This is a genomic window from Streptomyces sp. NPDC008079, assembly GCF_042957385.1.
Classification (GTDB): domain Bacteria; phylum Actinomycetota; class Actinomycetes; order Streptomycetales; family Streptomycetaceae; genus Actinacidiphila.
Genome location: NZ_JBIBIC010000003.1, coordinates 404,820 through 423,535, shown reverse-complemented (window position 1 = coordinate 423,535; position 18,716 = coordinate 404,820). Strand labels below are relative to the sequence as shown.

At 70.9% G+C, this 18,716-nt stretch carries 13 protein-coding genes and 1 riboswitch; of the genes, 7 read left to right on the top strand and 6 right to left on the bottom strand.

Annotation, left to right across the window (positions count from 1 at the left end):
- Nucleotides 1-31 precede the first annotated feature (31 nt).
- Together ACFZAM_RS11155 and ACFZAM_RS11150 are read right to left on the bottom strand one after the other, a co-directional pair.
- The gene (locus ACFZAM_RS11155) at nucleotides 32-1,807 is read right to left on the bottom strand and encodes an ABC transporter substrate-binding protein (protein ID WP_355348053.1); all 1,776 of its coding nucleotides are present in this window, start codon (nucleotides 1,805-1,807) and stop codon (nucleotides 32-34) included.
- Between the two features lie 103 nt (nucleotides 1,808-1,910).
- Entirely contained in the window at nucleotides 1,911-2,909 is a 999-nt protein-coding gene (locus tag ACFZAM_RS11150; protein ID WP_188283044.1) for an ABC transporter permease, read from the bottom strand.
- 308 nt (nucleotides 2,910-3,217) lie between these two features.
- Between ACFZAM_RS11150 and ACFZAM_RS11145 the strand changes: the two genes are divergently transcribed.
- Nucleotides 3,218-4,738, top strand: coding sequence for a DUF885 family protein (locus tag ACFZAM_RS11145; protein WP_391044737.1), 1,521 nt, complete (start codon nucleotides 3,218-3,220; stop codon nucleotides 4,736-4,738).
- A gap of 38 nt (nucleotides 4,739-4,776) precedes the next feature.
- Here ACFZAM_RS11145 and ACFZAM_RS11140 read toward each other — a convergent pair whose 3' ends face one another.
- Together ACFZAM_RS11140 and ACFZAM_RS11135 are read right to left on the bottom strand one after the other, a co-directional pair.
- Complete coding sequence (locus ACFZAM_RS11140; protein WP_355348163.1) at nucleotides 4,777-5,490, bottom strand: enhanced serine sensitivity protein SseB C-terminal domain-containing protein; 714 nt, start codon at nucleotides 5,488-5,490, stop codon at nucleotides 4,777-4,779.
- Nucleotides 5,491-5,694: 204 nt separating this feature from the next.
- On the bottom strand, nucleotides 5,695-6,468 hold the full coding sequence (locus ACFZAM_RS11135) for an enhanced serine sensitivity protein SseB (RefSeq protein ID WP_355348046.1): 774 nt from the start codon (nucleotides 6,466-6,468) through the stop codon (nucleotides 5,695-5,697).
- A gap of 94 nt (nucleotides 6,469-6,562) precedes the next feature.
- A riboswitch (glycine riboswitch) is annotated at nucleotides 6,563-6,660 on the top strand.
- 180 nt (nucleotides 6,661-6,840) lie between these two features.
- Here ACFZAM_RS11135 and gcvT point away from each other — a divergent pair.
- From gcvT to ACFZAM_RS11115, 4 genes are all read left to right on the top strand, one after another.
- Nucleotides 6,841-7,971 (top strand): glycine cleavage system aminomethyltransferase GcvT, encoded by a 1,131-nt coding sequence (gcvT, locus tag ACFZAM_RS11130; RefSeq protein ID WP_391044734.1) that lies wholly within the window; start codon nucleotides 6,841-6,843, stop codon nucleotides 7,969-7,971.
- Between the two features lie 120 nt (nucleotides 7,972-8,091).
- Complete coding sequence (gene gcvH / locus ACFZAM_RS11125) at nucleotides 8,092-8,472, top strand: glycine cleavage system protein GcvH (protein ID WP_355348040.1); 381 nt, start codon at nucleotides 8,092-8,094, stop codon at nucleotides 8,470-8,472.
- A 182-nt stretch (nucleotides 8,473-8,654) separates the two neighbouring features.
- Complete coding sequence (gene glyA, locus ACFZAM_RS11120) at nucleotides 8,655-9,908, top strand: serine hydroxymethyltransferase (protein WP_355348037.1); 1,254 nt, start codon at nucleotides 8,655-8,657, stop codon at nucleotides 9,906-9,908.
- 224 nt (nucleotides 9,909-10,132) lie between these two features.
- On the top strand, nucleotides 10,133-11,518 hold the full coding sequence (locus tag ACFZAM_RS11115) for an L-serine ammonia-lyase (RefSeq protein ID WP_355348034.1): 1,386 nt from the start codon (nucleotides 10,133-10,135) through the stop codon (nucleotides 11,516-11,518).
- A 606-nt stretch (nucleotides 11,519-12,124) separates the two neighbouring features.
- On the opposite strand, the gene ACFZAM_RS11110 is transcribed toward ACFZAM_RS11115, so the two are convergent.
- The gene (locus ACFZAM_RS11110) at nucleotides 12,125-12,493 is read right to left on the bottom strand and encodes a hypothetical protein (RefSeq protein WP_391044730.1); all 369 of its coding nucleotides are present in this window, start codon (nucleotides 12,491-12,493) and stop codon (nucleotides 12,125-12,127) included.
- 136 nt (nucleotides 12,494-12,629) lie between these two features.
- Between ACFZAM_RS11110 and ACFZAM_RS11105 the strand changes: the two genes are divergently transcribed.
- Both ACFZAM_RS11105 and ACFZAM_RS11100 read left to right on the top strand, forming a co-directional pair.
- A complete protein-coding gene (locus ACFZAM_RS11105; RefSeq protein WP_391044727.1) occupies nucleotides 12,630-14,867 on the top strand; it encodes a CATRA conflict system CASPASE/TPR repeat-associated protein in 2,238 nt (745 codons plus the stop codon).
- A gap of 296 nt (nucleotides 14,868-15,163) precedes the next feature.
- Nucleotides 15,164-17,524 carry a tetratricopeptide repeat protein gene (locus ACFZAM_RS11100; protein WP_391044725.1) on the top strand — a complete coding sequence of 787 codons (2,361 nt, stop codon included), beginning with the start codon at nucleotides 15,164-15,166 and terminating at the stop codon, nucleotides 17,522-17,524.
- Here ACFZAM_RS11100 and ACFZAM_RS11095 read toward each other — a convergent pair.
- The gene (locus ACFZAM_RS11095) at nucleotides 17,518-18,501 is read right to left on the bottom strand and encodes a helix-turn-helix domain-containing protein (protein WP_391044724.1); all 984 of its coding nucleotides are present in this window, start codon (nucleotides 18,499-18,501) and stop codon (nucleotides 17,518-17,520) included. The genes ACFZAM_RS11100 and ACFZAM_RS11095 overlap by 7 nt on opposite strands.
- Between the last annotated feature and the right edge of the window lie 215 nt (nucleotides 18,502-18,716).

The window sequence follows — 18,716 nt, the reverse complement described above, 5'->3', positions numbered from 1 at the left end:
TCACCTGCCTTCCGGTGTTCGGTGCTCTCGCTTACTTGGAGGAGCTGAGCAGCAGGTAGTCGTACATGCCCAGGTACGCCTGAGTGATCGTCACATTCGTGGCGCTCTCCGGGCGGTACAGCAGGTTCTTGCGGTAGATCAGCGGCACGACGGTGGCGGTGTCGAGCACCATCTTGTCGATGTCGCCCCAGGCCTTCTCACGGGCGGCCGCGTCGGTGTTGGCGATCGCGTCCGACAGCGCCTTGTTGATGGCCGGGTCGTTCAGCTCCATCAGGTTGTTGCCGCCGGAGGGCTTGATGGCGCTGCCGTCCACGATCTGGTCGAGGAAGCCGTAGCCGGTCGGCCAGTCGGCGCCCCACGCCATCATCATCAGGCCGAGCTGGTGCTCGTGCACGTAGCTCGGGACACCGGCGAAGTTGGCGAAGTACTTGCCCGCCGGGTAGCTCTTGATGTTGGCGGTGATGCCGACCTGCTTGAGCGAGTTCTGCACCGCGGTGGCCTGCGCCATCTCGGCCGGACGGTCCGAGCGGGCGGTCAGGTTGGTGGTGAAGCCGCCCGGCTTGCCGCAGGCGCTCAGGGCCTGCTTGGCCTTGGCCACATCGCCCTTGTTGCCCTCGGTCGGGTACTGGTCGAACTTCGCGTAGCCGTTGACGGTCGGCGGGAGCAGCGTGGTGGCGATGTCGCCCTTCACGCTGCCGCCGATCGCGGTCTGCACCGAGACCTTGTCGATCGCGTACTCGACGGCCTTGCGGCACTCGATGTTGTCGAACGGCGCGACCTTGGAGTTGATCGCCATGTACGCGGTGGCGCCGGCGTACGAGTCGTCGGTGCTGCCCTTGTACTTGGGGCCGAGCACCTTGCCCTGGGTCTGCGGGGTGACACCGGTACCGCCGGAGTCCACCGTGGTGTTGCCCGCCAGCAGGTTGTTGTCGATGGTGACCGCGTCGACCTTGAACTTGATCGTGTACTTGTCCGGCAGCGGGTTGCGCACCGGGTCGGTGGCCTGGCTCCACTGCGGGTTACGGACCAGCGTGGCGCCCGCGCCCTCGGTGTACGAGGAGAACTTGTACGGGCCGGACGACACGATGTGCTTCACGTAACCGGCGCCGTCGTCCTTCGCCTGCGGCACGGGGGCCGTCTGCGAGAACGTCGCCAGGTAGTCGAAGTCCGCGAAGGGCTTCGCCAGGTGGAAGACGATCGTGGTGTCGTTCGGGGTCTCGATGGACGCGAGCCCGTTGGGGTTCTTGTCCTTGTACGGACCCTGGTACTTGTCGCCGCCCGCGAGGTACGCCTTGAAGTACGTCGGGCCGTTGGACAGCGCCTCGGGCGCGAAGTTGCTGCGCTCGATCGCGTACTTGATGTCCTTGGTGGTGATCGGCGTGCCGTCTTCGTACTTCAGGCCGGACCGGATGGTGTACGTCCAGGTCTTGGCGTCCGGGCTGGCCTTGCCGAGTCCGGTGGCGAGGTCGGGGACGACGGTGAGGCCGTCCTTGCCCGCGGCGGGCTTGAAGGTGAGCAGGGTACGCGCGTAGAGGCGGGAGAAGTTCTGCACCCAGCCGTAGTACGTGTTGCCCATGTCCAGGGAGTCCGGCACGTCGGAGTTCTCCATCACGACCGTCCCCCCCTTCTTGTCGGACTTGTTGACGATGGAGGTGAGCGCGGCGTCGGAGCCGGAGGCGGACTTGCTGCTGCCGCCGCTCGGGTTCTTGCCGCCCTTGTCGTCCTTCGAGTCACTGCTGCACGCGGATGCTCCCAGGGCCAGAGCCATGGCAAGCGCCAGCGCGGCTGTCGCTTTTCTGCTGTTCATGCCGAGGAAAGCCTCCAAATCGAATGGATATACGTGGTTTCAGCGGTGGTACGGGCGGGCTGGTACCCGGTACGGGCGGTGCGGCGTGGCGTGCTGCGGCCGTTCACTTGCTGCGCGGGTCGAGGGCGTCGCGCAGTCCGTCGCCCAGCAGGTTGAAGGCCAGGACGGTGATGAAGATCGCGAGGCCGGGGACGACCATGTACTGCGGGTCGGCGTAGAAGAGGTCGACGGCGTCGTTGAGCATGCCGCCCCACGAGGCCTGGGGCGGTGCGATGCCGACGCCGAGGAAGCTCAGGGCGGCCTCGAAGAGGATGTTGGTCGGGATCAGCAGCGTCGAGTAGACGAGGATCGGCGCGACCAGGTTGGGCAGCAGTTCCTTGAAGAGGATGAAGGGGCCGCGGGCGCCCATGCTGCGGGCGGCTTCGACGAACTCGCGTTCGCGCAGGCTCAGCGTCTGGCCGCGCACGATGCGTCCCATGTAGGGCCAGTTGAAGAAGCCGATCACGAAGATCAGCACGCTGATCCGCAGCGGCAGCCCGTTCATCCCGAAGGCGCCGTCCTGGAGGGAGGCGGAGATCGAGATCGCGAAGAGCAGCAGCGGGAAGGCGAGGAAGGTGTCCATCAGACGGCTGATCAGGCTGTCGACCCAGCCGCCGTAGTACCCGGCGATGACGCCGAGGACGGTGCCGATGATGTTGGACAGGATCGTCGCGCCGGTCGCCACCAGCATCGAGACCCACGAGCCCTCGATGATCCGGGCCAGCAGGTCACGGCCGAACTGCGGGTCGATGCCCAGCGGGTGGGCCCAGCTCATGCCGCCGAAGGGGCCCTTGGGGGCGACGCGGACGGGGTCCACGAGGTCCTGGTGGAAGGCGGTCGGGTCGAGGCCGAAGACGTGCTCGATCGGCTTGGCCAGGATCGCGAGCAGCACCAGCAGGATGACGACGACACCGCCGGCCACCGCCACCTTGTCGCGCTTGAAGCGCATCCAGGCGATCTGACCGAGGGACCGGCCCTCGATCTGGCTCCGCTCGACCCCGCTGAGGATGGCTTCCGGCTGTGCCTCGGCCTGCCCATGGGTGGTCTCAATCGGTGCGGTCATGGTGTGACTGACCCCTCTCGCCGGCGGGTAACCGGCGCGCGCCCGCCGCTGTAGCGGCTTTACTCATCAGTCGTGCTGCTGGTGCGAGTCTCATGAATTGCGTGATGCATGAACTGGCTCTGCAGAAAGTGCTGTTGGTACGAGGCGGTGCAGGTGGTGCAGATGACAACGGGGGCCTGAGGCCCTTGCCGCTGGATTCTTCTGCGATGTGTCGATCACCCGCCAGCCCTCACCACGAAGGGATGCGCAACTGTGATGTGGTGATTCATCGACCGTTACCGACGCGTACCTCGGGGTACGGTCGTGTGGTGAACGAGCGGCTGCGTGCGGTATGCGACCTGATGGTGCCGGTGGTACGGGAAATGGCGGGGCGTCACGAGTACGACGGCCGCGTCCAGGACCTGTCGCCGGACGGCGTCCGTCGCGGCCTCGACGCGATGGCCCGCGCCCAGCGCGCCGCGGGACCGCTGGAGTCCGCCCACGACGACCGGCACCTGACGGTCTTCGAGGAGGCGCTGCGCGTGCAGTACGGGGAGCTGGAGCTGCACAGGCGCGACCCGTACCCGCATCTGTCCAATCTCGAACTCGCCTGCTACGACCGGGAGTACGCCTCCGGGCGGGAGCGCGCCAAGGCCCGCCGCAAGCATCTGGCGCGCTGGCCGGAGGCCGTGGACGCGGCGGTGGCGTCACTCGACCGGGTGAGCGCGCCGGTCGCGGACGCGCTGCTGGGCGCCGTACGCGGACTCGCCGCCGGGCTCGACGCCGAGGACAGCCCCGACACCGCCGCCGCGCTGGCCGCGCACGGGCGGCTGGTCGCGCACATCGAGCGGGCCGCCGAGCACGGCGACCCCGACCCCCGGCTCGGCGGCAACGCGCTGGCCGCGCTGATGGGCAGTCAGGAGGGCCTGAGCGTCGACCTGTCGGCGCTCGCCGTCGAGGCCGACCGGGAGCGGGCCCGGCTCACCGAGCTGCTGGTCGACTCCTGCCGCGCGTACGACCGGCACCGGCGGGTGGACGAGCTGCTCCCCGAGCTGATGGCCGACCACCCCGACGCCGACGGCGTCATCCCCGAGGCGGCCAGGCTCACCGACGAGGTGATCGCCTTCACCCGCGCGCACAAGCTCGCGCCGTACGTGGACGGGGACTGTCTCGTCGGGCCCGCGCCGCCCTCCCGGCGCTGGGCCATGGCCATGATGAGCTGGGCCGCGCCCGCCGAGGCCGATGCCGCGTCCTGGTACCACGTCACTCCGCCGGAGCCGGACTGGCCGGCCGAGGAGCGCGAGGAGTGGCTGACCGTCTTCAGCCGCACCAGCCTGCCGTCGATCACCGTCCACGAGGTCGCTCCCGGGCACTTCGCGCACAGCCGCTCGCTGCGGCGGGCCGCGACGCCGGTGCGGCGGGTCCTGCACAGCCTCTCCTTCGCCGAGGGGTGGGCGCACTACGTCGAGGAGGTCTGCCTCGAAGAGGGGTTCCGGGCGCGGGACCCGCGCTTCGCGATCGGGGTCGCGCTCGAAGCGCTGGTCCGCGTGACGCGGCTGACGTGTTCCATCGGGCTGCACACCGGGGCGCTGTCCATAGAGGACGCGACCCGGCTCTTCATGCGCGACGCCCATCTCGCCCGGGCCGGGGCCTCCGCCGAGGCGCGGCGCGGCACCTTCGACGCGGCCTACGGGCGGTACACCTGGGGCAAGCTGGAGATCATGCGACTGCGCGAGCGGGCCAAGCGGAAGGCTTCCTTCACCTTGCCCGAATTCCACGCCGCCCTGCTCGCCCTGGGCAGTCCGCCGCTCGGCCTGATGTCCGCCGCCCTGGACGATTCCGGCGCCTGAGGGTCGCTCATCGCCGTTCGTGATCCGCCGGACAGGCCCTAGCGGGGGCCCCAGGCCGGGCCGCCGGCGAAGGCTTCGCGGTCGAAGAAGGGCTGCCCGTTGGCGCGCATCCACATGGCGACGGGATCGTAGGCGTCGGCCATGGCGACGGTGGAGACGGGCAGGCCGTCGGGGACACCGGCCACGGACTGCTGCATCATGAGGCGGACGGACTCGACGGACTGCGGAGAGTCGTCGTAGACCTCGACGCCGATGGCGAGATAGGGCTCGCCGAGGGTGGGCTGGACCCAGGCGCGCCGGAGGGCGCGCACGGCGGGCGTGCGGTGCGCGGCCTGCGCGAGCAGAGCGTAGAACTGCGGAATCTGTAGCGAGGGTTCGCCGATCTGGAGCGGCCCGGCGGGCAGCAGGTCCAGCCCGGCGGCGATCCGGCGCAGGTCGAGCCAGGGCACCCCGACCCCGCCGCCCGGCGCGTGCGGGTTGAGCCAGAGGCCCCAGCGGTCGGGGAAGAGGGTCAGGGCGATGTCGCGCCCGGAGACGACCTCGTACTCCCGGGTCCAGCCGCTGGCGGCCAGCTCACGCGGCGAGGTGACGCACGGCGCGTAGCCGTGACCGCCGATCCGGAGGTTGCCGTACTGGGCATCGGCCGAACCGGGCGTGCCGTGCCAGAGCAGCATCCACACCTGGCCCTCGGCCAGCGACGCGAGCAGGTTCTCGTATGCGTCGAAGCGACCGGGCGCCACCTGGAGCAGCATCTGCTCCACATGGCCGGCCGCCGCCGCACCGCCTTGCGCGCCCGCGATCACGTGGGACCGCCCCTTCCCCTCGTTCGGTCTGCCCGGCGCACACCTGTGCGCCGCCCGCCATCAAACCAGGTCACGTCCTGGATCCCCACCCATGCCGTACGGCCTCCCGCCGGTCGGTCCCGTTCGGTCCCGATGAGTCCGGTTCGGTCCGGTTCAGTCCCGCGTGAAGAACGGCCGTACGGTCTCCAGCATCCAGTCCGCGACCGGGTCCTGTGCGACGTCCAGCAGAATCAGGTGGACGGGCCAGGGCAGCGGCGCGGCGCCGAGGGCGCGGCCGATGGCGTCCATGGCCGCGGCGCGGTCCACGTCCTGCCAGCGGTCCAGCTCGACCCCGACGAAGAGCGCGGGCGGCTCCTCCTCCACGGCGGCCAGCGCGCGGCGGGCGGACAGCACGACCGGGGTGACGGCGAACTCCCCCGCGGCGGTGGCGAGGAAGTCCACCGGCTCGTCGTCGTGGTCCGGTTCCCACAGCCGTACGCGGGCGCCGACCGTACGGCCGGGCGTGCCGTCCTGCTCGTACCGTTCGGCGGCGCCGCCGCGGCACAGCTCGGCGACGGCGGCGGGCGGCAGCGGCACTCCGACGGCGCCGCCGGGGTTCAGGGCGATGCCGACCAGCGGCGGCAGGCCGCGGGCGAATTCGTGGACGGGCGCGACGGTGCAGGCCATGCCGTCGGCGGCCTGCCGGAACTGCTGCTCGGAGCTGAAGACCGGCACATAGGTCGCGCCCTCCAGTTCGACGGTGGGCAGGTCGAGCCCCGGCGCGTCCGGCGCCCCGCCGTTCGGCAGCGGCACCCAGACATGGGAGCGCCCCAGCACCTCCAGCAGCCGGGGGGCGGCCGAGGGGTTGCCGAGGCTCGCGGTGAGCACCTCTTCCAGCTCGTTGGCCGGCCATATGTACGGTGCCGTGTACGGTGCCGGAATCTCCATGTCCACCCTTGTCCGCCCATGTGCCACTGTCCTGCCCGGAAACCCTAGCGGCTGGCGTGCAATGATTGGCGGCACAACTTGCATACCGGCCGTTGGAGGCCGCGCGGGAGAGTTCCGTCCCCTCACCGGGCCGGGCGCCGAAGGAGCAAGCCCTCCCTTGAATCTCTCAGGCACAGATACCGCGCGGGCGAGGCAGATCTGAAAAGCGGGCGGCTCCCTTGACGGGGAGCGGCCCCACCCAAGGTGCAAACCGGGACCCGCGAGGGTCACGGTGAACCTCTCAGGTTCCGATGACAGATGGGGAGACCCGGGGCGAGCATGCCCCGGCCCGCCCTGTCCGTCCCGTGCCGTCACCCCTCTGGGAGCCCTCCGATGAGCCAGCCACCGACCTCCCCGCGCCACACCGCCCTCGACGCGTCGCACCGCGCGCTCGGCGCGACCATGACCGACTTCGCGGGCTGGGACATGCCGCTGCGGTACGGCAGCGAGCGCGACGAGCACACCGCCGTCCGCACCCGCGCCGGACTCTTCGACCTCTCCCACATGGGCGAGATCACCGTCACGGGACCGCAGGCGGGCGAGGCCCTCGACCACGCGCTGGTCGGCCACCTGTCGGCGCTCGCGGTCGGCAGGGCCCGCTACACGATGATCTGCGCGCCCGACGGCGGCATCCTGGACGACCTGATCGTGTACCGGCTCGCCGAGCAGGAGTTCATGATCGTCGCCAATGCCTCCAACGCCCAGGTGGTGCTGGACGCCGTCACCGAGCGCGCGGCCGGTTTCGCGGGCGCCGCCGTACGCGACGACCGGGACGCGTACGCGCTGCTCGCCGTCCAGGGTCCGGAGTCCCCCGGCATCCTGAAGTCGGTCACGGACGCGGACCTGGACGGGCTGAAGTACTACGCGGGCCTGCCCGGCACGGTCGCCGGGGTGCCTGCGCTGATCGCCCGTACCGGTTACACCGGCGAGGACGGCTTCGAGCTGTTCGTCGCGCCCGCCGACGCCGAGCGGCTGTGGCAGGCGCTCACCGAGGCCGGGGTCGCGGCCGGGCTCGTACCGTGCGGCCTGTCCTGCCGGGACACGCTGCGCCTGGAGGCGGGCATGCCGCTGTACGGGCACGAGCTGACCACCGCGCTGACGCCGTTCGACGCGGGGCTCGGCCGGGTCGTGAAGTTCGACAAGGCGGGCGACTTCGTGGGCCGGGCGGCGCTGGAGGCCGCGGCGGAGAAGGCGGCGGCCACCCCGCCGCGCAAGCTGGTCGGGCTGATCGCCGAGGGCCGCCGAGTGCCGCGCGCGGGGTACGCGGTGACCGACGCCTCGGGCGCCGTGGTCGGCGAGGTCACCTCGGGCGCGCCGTCCCCGACGCTGGGCGTGCCCATCGCGATGGCGTACGTGGACGCCGCGCATGCCGCGCCCGGTACGGAAGGGGTCGCGGTCGACATCCGCGGCACCCGTGAGCCGCACCGGGTCGTGGCGCTGCCGTTCTACAAGCGTGAGCGCTGACACGCTCGTACCGCCACCTGGTACCGGGCCTGTCCGGCCGGTACCGGACCTGTCCGTCGAGCCGACCGACCGCGCCGTCCCCGCGCGCGGGCACCCCTTCGCATCCGGGAGAATTCCGTCATGAGCATCAACCCCCAGAATCTTCGGTACACCAAGGAACACGAGTGGCTGTCGGCCCCCGAGGCCGAGGGCGTCACCGTCGGGATCACCTCGCACGCCGCCGACGCGCTCGGCGACGTCGTGTTCGTGCAGCTTCCCGCGGTGGGCGACGCCGTCACGGCGGGTGAGACCTGTGGTGAGCTGGAGTCCACCAAGTCCGTCAGCGACCTGTACTCGCCGGTCACCGGCGAGGTCACGGAGATCAACCAGGACGTCGTGGACGACCCGGCCCTGATCAACTCCTCGCCCTTCGCGGACGGCTGGCTGTTCAAGGTGCGCGAGCCGCAGGCGACCGACGAGCTGCTGTCCGCCGCCGAGTACGACGCCTTCATCGCGGGCTGACCTTCCGGCCTCCGTCACGGGCCGGTCCCCCGGCCTTCACGGCGGGCCGGCCCCCGGCTGTCATCGCGGGCTCGCTTCCCGCCGGGCCCGCCGTCATCACGGGCTCGCTTCCCGCCGGGCCCGCCGTCACCGGCCGTTCGCCGGCCCCCGGTATTCATCGACCTTCTGACCAGGAAGATCTCATGTCGCTGCAGAACCAGTCCCTGCACGAGTTCGACCCGGACGTCGCCGCCGCGGTCGACGCCGAACTCCACCGCCAGCAGTCCACCCTCGAAATGATCGCGTCGGAGAACTTCGCGCCGGTCGCGGTCCTCGAGGCCCAGGGCTCCGTGCTGACCAACAAGTACGCCGAGGGCTACCCGGGCCGCCGCTACTACGGCGGCTGCGAGCACGTCGACGTGATCGAGCAGCTCGCGATCGACCGCGTCAAGGCGCTGTTCGGCGCCGAGGCCGCGAACGTGCAGCCGCACTCCGGCGCGTCCGCGAACGCCGCCGCGATGACCGCCCTGATCAAGCCGGGCGACACCATCCTGGGCCTCGACCTGGCGCACGGCGGCCACCTGACCCACGGTATGAAGATCAACTTCTCCGGCAAGCTGTACAAGGTCGCGGCCTACCACGTCGACGAGCACACCGGTCTGGTCGACATGGCCGAGGTCGAGAAGCTGGCCAGGGAGCACCGGCCGCAGCTCGTCATCGCGGGCTGGTCGGCGTATCCGCGCCAGCTCGACTTCGCCGAGTTCCGCCGGATCGCGGACGAGGTCGGCGCGTACCTGATGGTCGACATGGCGCACTTCGCGGGCCTGGTCGCGGCCGGTCTGCACCCCTCCCCCGTGCCGTACGCGGACGTGGTCACCACCACGACCCACAAGACGCTCGGCGGCCCGCGCGGCGGTGTGATCCTCTCCAAGGCCGAGCTGGCCAAGAAGATCAACTCCGCGGTCTTCCCCGGTCAGCAGGGCGGCCCGCTGGAGCACGTGATCGCCGGAAAGGCGGTCGCCTTCAAGGCCGCCGCCACCGACGAGTTCAAGGACCGGCAGGCGCGTACGCTCCAGGGCGCCAAGATCCTCGCCGAGCGGCTGGTACGGGACGACCTCACCGAGGTCGGCGTCTCCGTCCTGTCCGGCGGCACCGACGTCCACCTGGTGCTGGTCGACCTCCGCGACTCCGCGCTCGACGGCCAGCAGGCCGAGGACCGCCTCCACTCGGTCGGCATCACCGTCAACCGCAACGCGATCCCCAACGACCCCCGGCCGCCCATGGTCACCTCGGGGCTGCGCATCGGCACGCCCGCGCTGGCCACGCGGGGCTTCGACGCGGAGGACTTCCGGGAGGTGGCGGAGATCATCGCGGCGGCCCTCAAGCCGAGTTACGATGCCGCGGCTCTCCGGGACAGGGTCGCCGCCCTGACCCGCAAGCACCCGCTCTACGCGTAGCCCCGTAGGGGCGAGGGGGGCACCTCCCGGCCGGAGGCCGACGGAGGAACCGCGTGCTCAGCCGGAGCGCTCCCGCAGGTCACCACCCGCCCCGGCGGGCAGTCCGGTTGTCGCCGGACCACCCGCCGGTGGGGGCTGGTCGCGCAGTTCCCCGCGCCCCTGGGGAACCCTCCTCCGCGGAGGAACCGTGAAGGGGCCGTGCCCCTTCGAGATCTGGAGTCCTCATGGCAATATCCGTATTCGACCTCTTCTCCGTGGGCATCGGCCCCAGCAGCTCGCACACCGTGGGCCCGATGCGTGCCGCGGGCATCTTCGTGCACCGGCTGAAGAACGAGGGACTGCTGGCGCACACCGTGTCGGTCCGGGCGGAGCTCTTCGGGTCGCTGGGGGCGACGGGCCACGGGCACGGGACGCCGAAGGCGGTGCTGCTGGGGCTCGCGGGCCACTCGCCGCGGACGGTGGACGTGGAGACGGCGGACGACGAGGTCGCGGCGGTGCGCGCGGCGGGCAGGCTGAGCCTGCTCGGGGCGCACGAGATCGCCTTCGACCCGCAGACGCAGATCGTGCTGCACCGGCGCAGGTCGCTGCCGTACCACGCCAACGGGATGACGCTGTTCGCGTACGACGCGGACGGCGCCCCGCTGCTGGAGAAGACGTACTACTCGGTGGGCGGCGGTTTCGTCGTGGACGAAGACGCGGTCGGCGAGGACCGGATCAAGCTGGACGACACGGTGCTGCGGCACCCCTTCCGCACCGGGGACGAGCTGCTGCGGCTCTCGCGCGAGACGGGGCTGTCGATCTCGGCGCTGATGATGGAGAACGAGAAGGCGTGGCGTACGGAGGAGGAGATCCGCGCCGGGCTGCTCGACATCTGGCGGGTGATGGAGTCCTGCGTGCGGCGCGGGATGTCCCGTGAGGGCATCCTCCCGGGCGGCCTGAAGGTCCGCCGCCGCGCGGCGCAGTCGGCGCGCCAGCTGCGCGCCGAGGGCGATCCGGCCGCGCACGCGATGGAGTGGGTCACCCTCTACGCGATGGCCGTCAACGAGGAGAACGCGGCGGGCGGCCGGGTCGTGACCGCCCCCACCAACGGCGCCGCGGGCATCATCCCGGCCGTCCTGCACTACTACCTGAACTTCGTCGCGGCGCCGACCGCCGGCGCCGTCGACCAAGAGGACGCCGTCGTGCGCTACCTGCTGGCGGCGGGCGCGATCGGCATGCTCTTCAAGGAGAACGCCTCCATCTCCGGCGCCGAGGTCGGCTGCCAGGGCGAGGTCGGCTCGGCCTGCTCGATGGCGGCCGGCGGCCTCGCCGAGATCCTCGGCGGCTCCACGGAACAGGTCGAGAACGCCGCCGAGATCGGCATGGAACACAACCTCGGCCTCACCTGCGACCCGGTCGGCGGCCTCGTCCAGATCCCCTGCATCGAGCGCAACGGCATGGCCGCCGTCAAGGCCGTCACCGCCGCCCGCATGGCCATGCGCGGCGACGGCCGCCACCACGTCTCCCTCGACAAGGTCATCAAGACCATGAAGGAGACCGGCGCCGACATGAAGGTCAAATACAAGGAAACCGCCCGCGGCGGGCTGGCCGTGAACGTCATCGAGTGCTGAGCTTTTAACGCCTGAGCTGGGGTTTCCCGTCTTTCGGCGCTGTCGGAGCCTTCCCGGTTTGCACAGCGAAAGTCCCCGGGAAGTCCCTCCGACCGAGTGGAGAGTCCCTGACTCCGCGTAGGCACGCACGGGCTCGGCCGTTGAGGCAGTGCTTCACGGTGCGAAACCCGAGCACCAAAGAACAGGGCAATAGACGAGCGACCCAGGAGGTCGCCACTGGCCGAGCGCATCACGACAAGGAATGTCACCGACCCTGCGGAAATCCGCACGCCCAAGGGTGCCGCACGGAAGATCTTTCGCAGGCGTTGGCGCTGCCCTCGGGGATGGGGTTTGCTAGGCCCTCCCTGAAGGGAGGACCTAGCGGGCTGTGTTCCCCAAGGGGGGACGAGTTGTGCGGCTGCTTGACGCGACAGCGCTCGTCGCGAGTGCCTACCCGTGACGGTTGTCCCGCAGCGCTCTTACGATATCGATGGCCATAAAGCCTATACCGACGCCCATGAGGGCTACAGTGGGCCACGAAGAGTGGCTTATCGCTTCGATCATTACGGCCGCGAGCAGTAGGGCGATAAGCGCCGGGATAGTGATCCGGACAGGTCTAGGCATCGATCAGCACTTCCGTTCGTTGATTCGCCAGAATCCGGTGGGGAGATCTGTGACGAAGGTGACACAGCGTGCTCGCACTGCCGCGTGGGATGCCTTGGCCGTGACTGCCCACAGCCCCCAACGGAGCGCGTAGGCAATAGCCTTGACAGCGGGCCACGGAATCGTGGATTCGATCATGCCGAAGCCCCCCCGCCACAGCGGAACAGTAGGTCGTGACGGTGGCCCCGCGTCGGTGCCCGCGGACTTGGGCAGGGTGGCCTTGATGACGCGGCCCTGAGCGTCGTAGGCGGTGGTCTTGACCAGGTTCAGTCCGGCCGGGTCGGTGTCCTTGTTCGTACCGGCGTCGGCGGCCACGCTTGTGGTGTTGAACACCGATACGGTCGACAGCAGTTGAGCACGTAGCCCGAGAGATCCTCGACACGGCCGAACCGTCAGTAGAATGCGGGGACTTACCGTAGTGAGTACGGCACGCAGCCCGGGGGCGAACGACCGAGTGCACGAACTCGCCGTGACGGAACAGGAAGTCGTGGCCCACGTCTTCGCGCCGCTCGACGCGCCGCGTGCCGACGTCTGGCCGACCGCAGTCCGCGTGATGTGGCAGCGCTTCCGTGCCCTCCAGGGCGCGAACCAGCCGGTGTGGGCGACGGCACCCACCGAGATCCCGGAGGTGCTGCCGGACGCGGCGCTGCACGGTTCGGTGACGGTGGCTGCCGTCCAGTCGCCCGGGGGCCTCGACCAGGCGATCGTGCGACGTCACGGTGCCGTACTGAATCTGTCGCTGCTGCTCGGGGCGCGCGAGGACCGTGCCTGGCCGGAGTTGGAGCAGCGGGCCGCCGACGTGCTCGGCCCGCTCGACGCCAGCTGCCTGGGCGCCGTGGTGCTGCTGGTCGGCAAGCAGCCGGGCGGGGCGGTCGGCGGGCTGGACCTGCTGGAACCGGAGCGCGAGGACGACGACCGGTACCTGCGCCGGCTCCTCCTGCTCGGGCATCCGGAGCAGGACGCCTTCCTCGGTGCCTGGGCGTGGTCGGCCGACAGCAGTGCCGAGATGCCGCCGTTCGTCAGCTACCTGATGCATATGGCCGCTGTCCGGCATCAACTGCGGGTCCACAAAAGGCTCTCCTCCATCGACGGCGGCGACACGGGTCTGCGGGCCTTGGTACGGCTCCCCTACGGCGGCGGGATCGGCGAACTGCCGCTCGGCGATCCGGCGCGGGCACTGCGCGCCCTCCGGCACACCGTGGACGTCACGTGGACCAACGCGCGACTGGCCCTGCGTCGGAGCCGCGAGGCACACGGCGGCGATGTGACCGACACCGACGTGCTGGACGACGACCGCGAGGTCGTCGACTGGTTCGTCCAACTTCTTGAGGACGGCATCACGCGCGTGGAGACGACCGACAGCCTGCCCGTAACGGAAACCGCCGAGCGTCAGGGCGCACGGCAACCGCCGCCGGACAACGACGAATCGGAACCGTCGGCGGAGTTGGCGCCGGTCGCGGCGACGGCGCCGACGCGGCCGGACGGCTGCCCCGTGCGGGTGCTCGCGGTGACCGACGAGTGGTTTCCCGCACATGGCGGCCTGACGGCGTTCAACCGAGGGCTGTGCCTGGCGCTGACGGCGGCGGGCGCCGAAGTCCACGTGCTGGTGGAGAATTTCACCGCCAGGGAACAGGCCGACGCGGAGGAGCACGGGGTGCGTCTGCTCGCCGCGGCCCGGCCGGGCCGTACCGGGCGGCAGTCGCTGATGCGTCGCGCCGAATTGCCGGAGGGAGTCGTGCCGGACCTCGTCATCGGGCACGGCAGGGTCAGCGGACCTGCGGCGCAGGCACAGGCGGAGGACCATTTCAGGGGGGCGCGGCGGCTGCACTTCCTCCATGTCGAGCCGGACCAGGCGGAATGGTCCAAGGAAGACGAGGGTGACGACGTGGGTGCCCGCGCCGAGGCCCTCACGGAGTTGGAGTTCGACCTGTGCCGAGGTGCCGCCCGCATCATGCCGGTGGGACCGCGCCTCGAGGAACTGCTGGAACGGGAGCGAGGTCTGCCGGGATACCGGGACCTGCCCCCGATACAGCGCATCGACCCCGGATTCGACGGCGAGGCCGACCCGGTGGACGGACCGCGCTCCGGTCGGACGCAGATCCTGTTCATGGGGCGCCTGAAGGATGCGCAGTTGAAGGGGCTGGACATCGCCTGCCGGGCACTGGAGAAAGCGGTACCGCCGAGGTCCGGGCCCGGACACTGGGAACTGCTGGTCCGCGGCGCGCCCGAGAACACCTCCCGCAGCCTGAGCGAGTACGCGAAGGACTTGATCGGCCATCCGGCCATCGACGTCAAGGTGCGGACCTACACAGAAGACCAGGAGAAGATCCGCAGGGATGTGCGGCGGGCCAGTCTGGTGCTGATGCCGTCCCGAGCCGAGGCGTTCGGTCTGGTGGCGCTCGAGGCGATCGTGGCCGGGGTGCCGGTTCTTGTGAGCGGCCGCAGCGGGCTGGGCATGCTGCTTCGCGAGATCCTGCCCGCGGAGGCGGAGCAGGTCGTCGTTGACGTGGACGGTTATGAGAAGCGGCTGGCGGCGGACGCCGCCGCGTGGGAACGGGCCATCAACTCGGTGATGTTCGACCGGCCGAGCGCCTTCGCCCGGGCCGCCCGCCTGCGCGAGGCGATGGCTGAAAGAGTGACGTGGGGCACGGCCGCCGCCCACGTGCTGCGGTGCGCGGAGGTGGACGGCCGGCCCCAGGAGTCCTGAACCGACGGTCGTGCCGGGGTCTTCCGGTGTGTGTCCTCAGTGAGTCTGCATGGCTGTCGTCCTCCCGGGCCGGCCCGGCGAACAGCGCGCCGCCGGTGTCGGACCCCACCGGAACACGCGGATCATCAGCACTCCCGGCCGCTCTGGAAGACACTGGACAAGTCTGGAGGCGCGGTACGAATCCGCACGGGTCGTATGCGTCACGATCCGGGTACGAGACACGCGGCGGGCACGCCGTACGGGTGTGCACGTCAGCCACGTCCGCCAAGGCGTAGGGCCGGTACGGAGGGAAAGCGGTGGCAGGGGATCGGACCCCGGCGACGGATGAGGACCCGTCGGCGCTCAGGCAGCGGCTGGCCGTCGAGTTGGCCCATGCCGTGGTCCGCGCCGAGAAGCGGCTCGGCCGCGCGTTGGACCGGGCCGAACTGGCCAGACGGCTGAACGTCTCGCCGAGCAGTCTGTACGCCTACCTCAACGGGACGACGCTCGCGGGGGTGGGCGTCTTCGATGAACTGCTGGTCGCACTCGGTGTCGGCGGCCCGGAAGCCGGTCGGCTGAGCACGCTCCGGGACCGCGCCGAAGCGGCCCGGAGGCTCCGCCCCGCCGCGGCCAGAGCGACCGTCGGCACGAGCGGTCCGCCACCGTCCTCCCGCGTGCCCCACCAACTTCCCCCGTCTCTGCGGAATTTCGTCGGCCGGGAGCCCGAACTGCGGCGGCTTGACGGGCTACTGGAGCCGGATCCGGTCGCGGCGGTCCGGCCGGTGGTGATCACCAGCATCGAGGGCACTGCGGGAGTCGGCAAGACATCCCTGGCGCTGCACTGGGCACGCCGGGTGGAGGAGCACTTTCCCGACGGTCAACTCCACCTGAATCTGCGGGGCTTCGACTCGGGAGTGCCCATGTCCCCCGCGGAAGCGCTGCACGACCTGTTGCAGTCGCTGGGCGTGACGCCCGACGCGATCCCGGCCAGGGAGACTGCCGCCGCAGGTCTGTTGCGTACCGTGCTGGCGGGCCGTCGGGTGGTGGTGGTGCTCGACAACGCGCGCTCGGCCGATCAGGTTCGCCCGCTGCTGCCGGGCGGGCCGGGATCGCTGGTGATCGTCACCAGCCGCAACCGCCTCGACGGACTGGTGGTACGGGACGGGGCGTTCCGGGTCACCCTGGACGTGCTGCCGCGGTATGCCGCCCGGGCCCTGGTGGAAGGGCAGATCGGAGCCGACCGGCTGGCGGACGAACCACGGGCCGCTGACGAACTCGTGGACCTGTGCGCCCGGTTGCCCTTGGCCCTGAGCGTTGCCGGCGCGAGGGCGGCGCTGGAGCCCAAGGGCTCGATCGGTCTTTTCGTCGCACGGCTCCGGCAGGCCAACGCGCGGCTGGGCATCCTGGAGCTCAAGGACGCGGACGTCAACCTGCGGTCGGTCTTCCAGGGTTCGTACGCCCTGCTGCCACCGCCCGTGGCGCGGCTGTTCCGGCTGCTCGGCTGCCACCCCGGCCCTGACCTCGACGCGACCGCGTGCGCGGCGCTGCTCGGCGAACAGGCGCCGCCGGACGAACTGCTCGACGCGCTCACCGCCGCCCATCTGGTGCGGCAGCACGCGCCGGGCCGGTATGTACTGCACGACCTGTTGCGGCTGTACGCGAAGGAGTTGGCGGACGACGGCCCGGCCGCCGAGCGCGCCACCGCCGTCGAGCGCCTGCTGCGGCACTATCTGAGTGCCGCGCGACTGGCGGACCGCCGCCTCGAACCGTGGCGGCGCGCTCCGGTCGAGCCGACTGGCACCGAACCGCCCGTTGAGAATCACGCGGCGGCCATGGCGTGGTTCGAGGCCGAGTTGGGCACGCTACAGGCGGTGATCGCGCTGGCCGCGCGGAGCGAGGAGCTGGAGTCGTACACCTGGCGCCTCGCCCAGGCGTGCGCGGTCTATCTGCGTCGCTCGGGGCGGCGGTTCCAGCGCGGTCTGGTGCACGAAATCGCCCGGGACGCGGCCGCGAAGGCCGGGGACCGCCGGGCCTGGGCGTCGGCCACCCGCCGGCTGGCGGACGCCCTCTCCCGCCTCGACCGGTCCGACGAAGCCCTGTCGCTGCTCTACGAGGCGCTGCGCGAATGCCGCCGGCTGGGTGATGACGACGGCGCGCGCCAGGTGCGGCTGTCCCTGGTGCGGGTGTACGCCGCGCGCGGCGACCACCGGCGGGCGCTCCCGCAGGCCCGGCTCGCGCTGGCGATGGCCGAGCGGACCGCGGATCCGCTGCCGCTGGCAGATGGCCTCAGCGCCCTGGCCCAGGAGCAGGAACGCTCGGGGGACCACGCGGCGGCGCTGGTACACGGCCGGCGGGCGTTCGACCTGTACGCGGAACTCGGCCATCTGGACGGCCAGGCGGCGATCCTGCTCACCACCGGGCGGGCCGAGCAGAGTTCGGGCCGGCACGCGGCGGCGATCGGCACCTATGAACGGTCCCTGGCTCTCGACCGGGCGGTGGGCGACCGCTACCGCGAGGCGCACGCCCTCGACCATCTGGCGGACGCGCACGCCGCGCTCGGCCACGACCGCGACGCGTACGCGCTGCGACGCGAAGCGCTCGATGTGCTGCGGACCCTGCACCACCCGGACGCCGCCCGGATCAGCGCCAAACTGCCGGACGCGCCGATCTCTCAGTAGCCGGGCGGCACTTCGGGCTCGGGCTCGGGTGCGGCAGGGGCGGGTCCGTCCTGCCAGCACAGTCCGTAGCCGTATCCCACCCGCATCGCGTCGAACTCCACTGCCACCGTGCCCTGCCGGTCGGGGCGCAGGAGGGATGTCCCCGGCGCTCGCTGGTAGATGACGGCGGTCGGGACTCGGCTCAACTGCCAGACGGACAGCGGCGGACGTCCGGGGGCGAAGCGCACCCGCAGGCTGAAGCGTTCGCTGCGGGTCAGCGGGACATGGACGAAGTGCGGTGCCATCGGCTGGTCCTGGGGGATGCGCAGCCGGAGCGTGTACGTGTGGCGGGCACCTGTGCGCAGCGGGGTCGGGAGGATCAGCCGCTGTTGGAAGAAGCTCTCGTAGGGGTGTTCGGGCAGATCGAGGCGGCCGCCGTCGAGGACAGAGACCTCCAGACCGTGGCCGTCGGCCTCGTCGTCGGTGCGGCGCGGCACGCTGAACGCGACCGGGATCTCGGCGAGGCCGTCGCAGGTGGCGACGATGACCCGCCGCTCCACCGCCTCGGGTGTCACGGTGTCCAGGCGCAGCCGGGTCTCGACCGACTCGGTGTACCAGCCGTGCGGATCGGTACGGGCGCAGCCGCTCGGACAGAGTTCGCCGTGCGCCCCGCCCGCGATCGACGGGGTCCAGGGGGGCGGCGAGACGATGACAGTCCCGGGCACGGCGTCCTTGTCCAGGGCGCGGTGCACCTCGGCCCAGAACGCGCCCCACTTGTCGATGTCGCCGCCGCAGGCGCCGACGATCGCCATCGTCACCGGGAGCGTCGGGTGCGAGTCCCCGCGGAGCGCGTCGGTCATGGTGGTGCGACCGTACCCGGTGTGACGGGAGAGTTGGTCGAAGGTCAGTCCCGCGGTCCGACGCAGATCTCGCAGCCAGAACGCGAACAGCGTGACGGGCGAACCGTCGGGAGGCAGTTCCTTTTGCGGACGGCCCATGCCCCGAACTCCCTTTCGCCGCCTGCTGCCACCGCCGAGTCTGGCACAACGCCCGGTGGCCTGGGAGCGCCCGGCGGCCGGTGCCGGTGCCGTGCGGAGTTCTCCGGAGATCGTCCGGGTACGCCGGAGAACCATTGTGCCCATTCTCCGTCCGTTGCTAGACACGTACTGCCGCCGGACACGTATCGACCGGACACGCGGACCGGTTCGCGGCC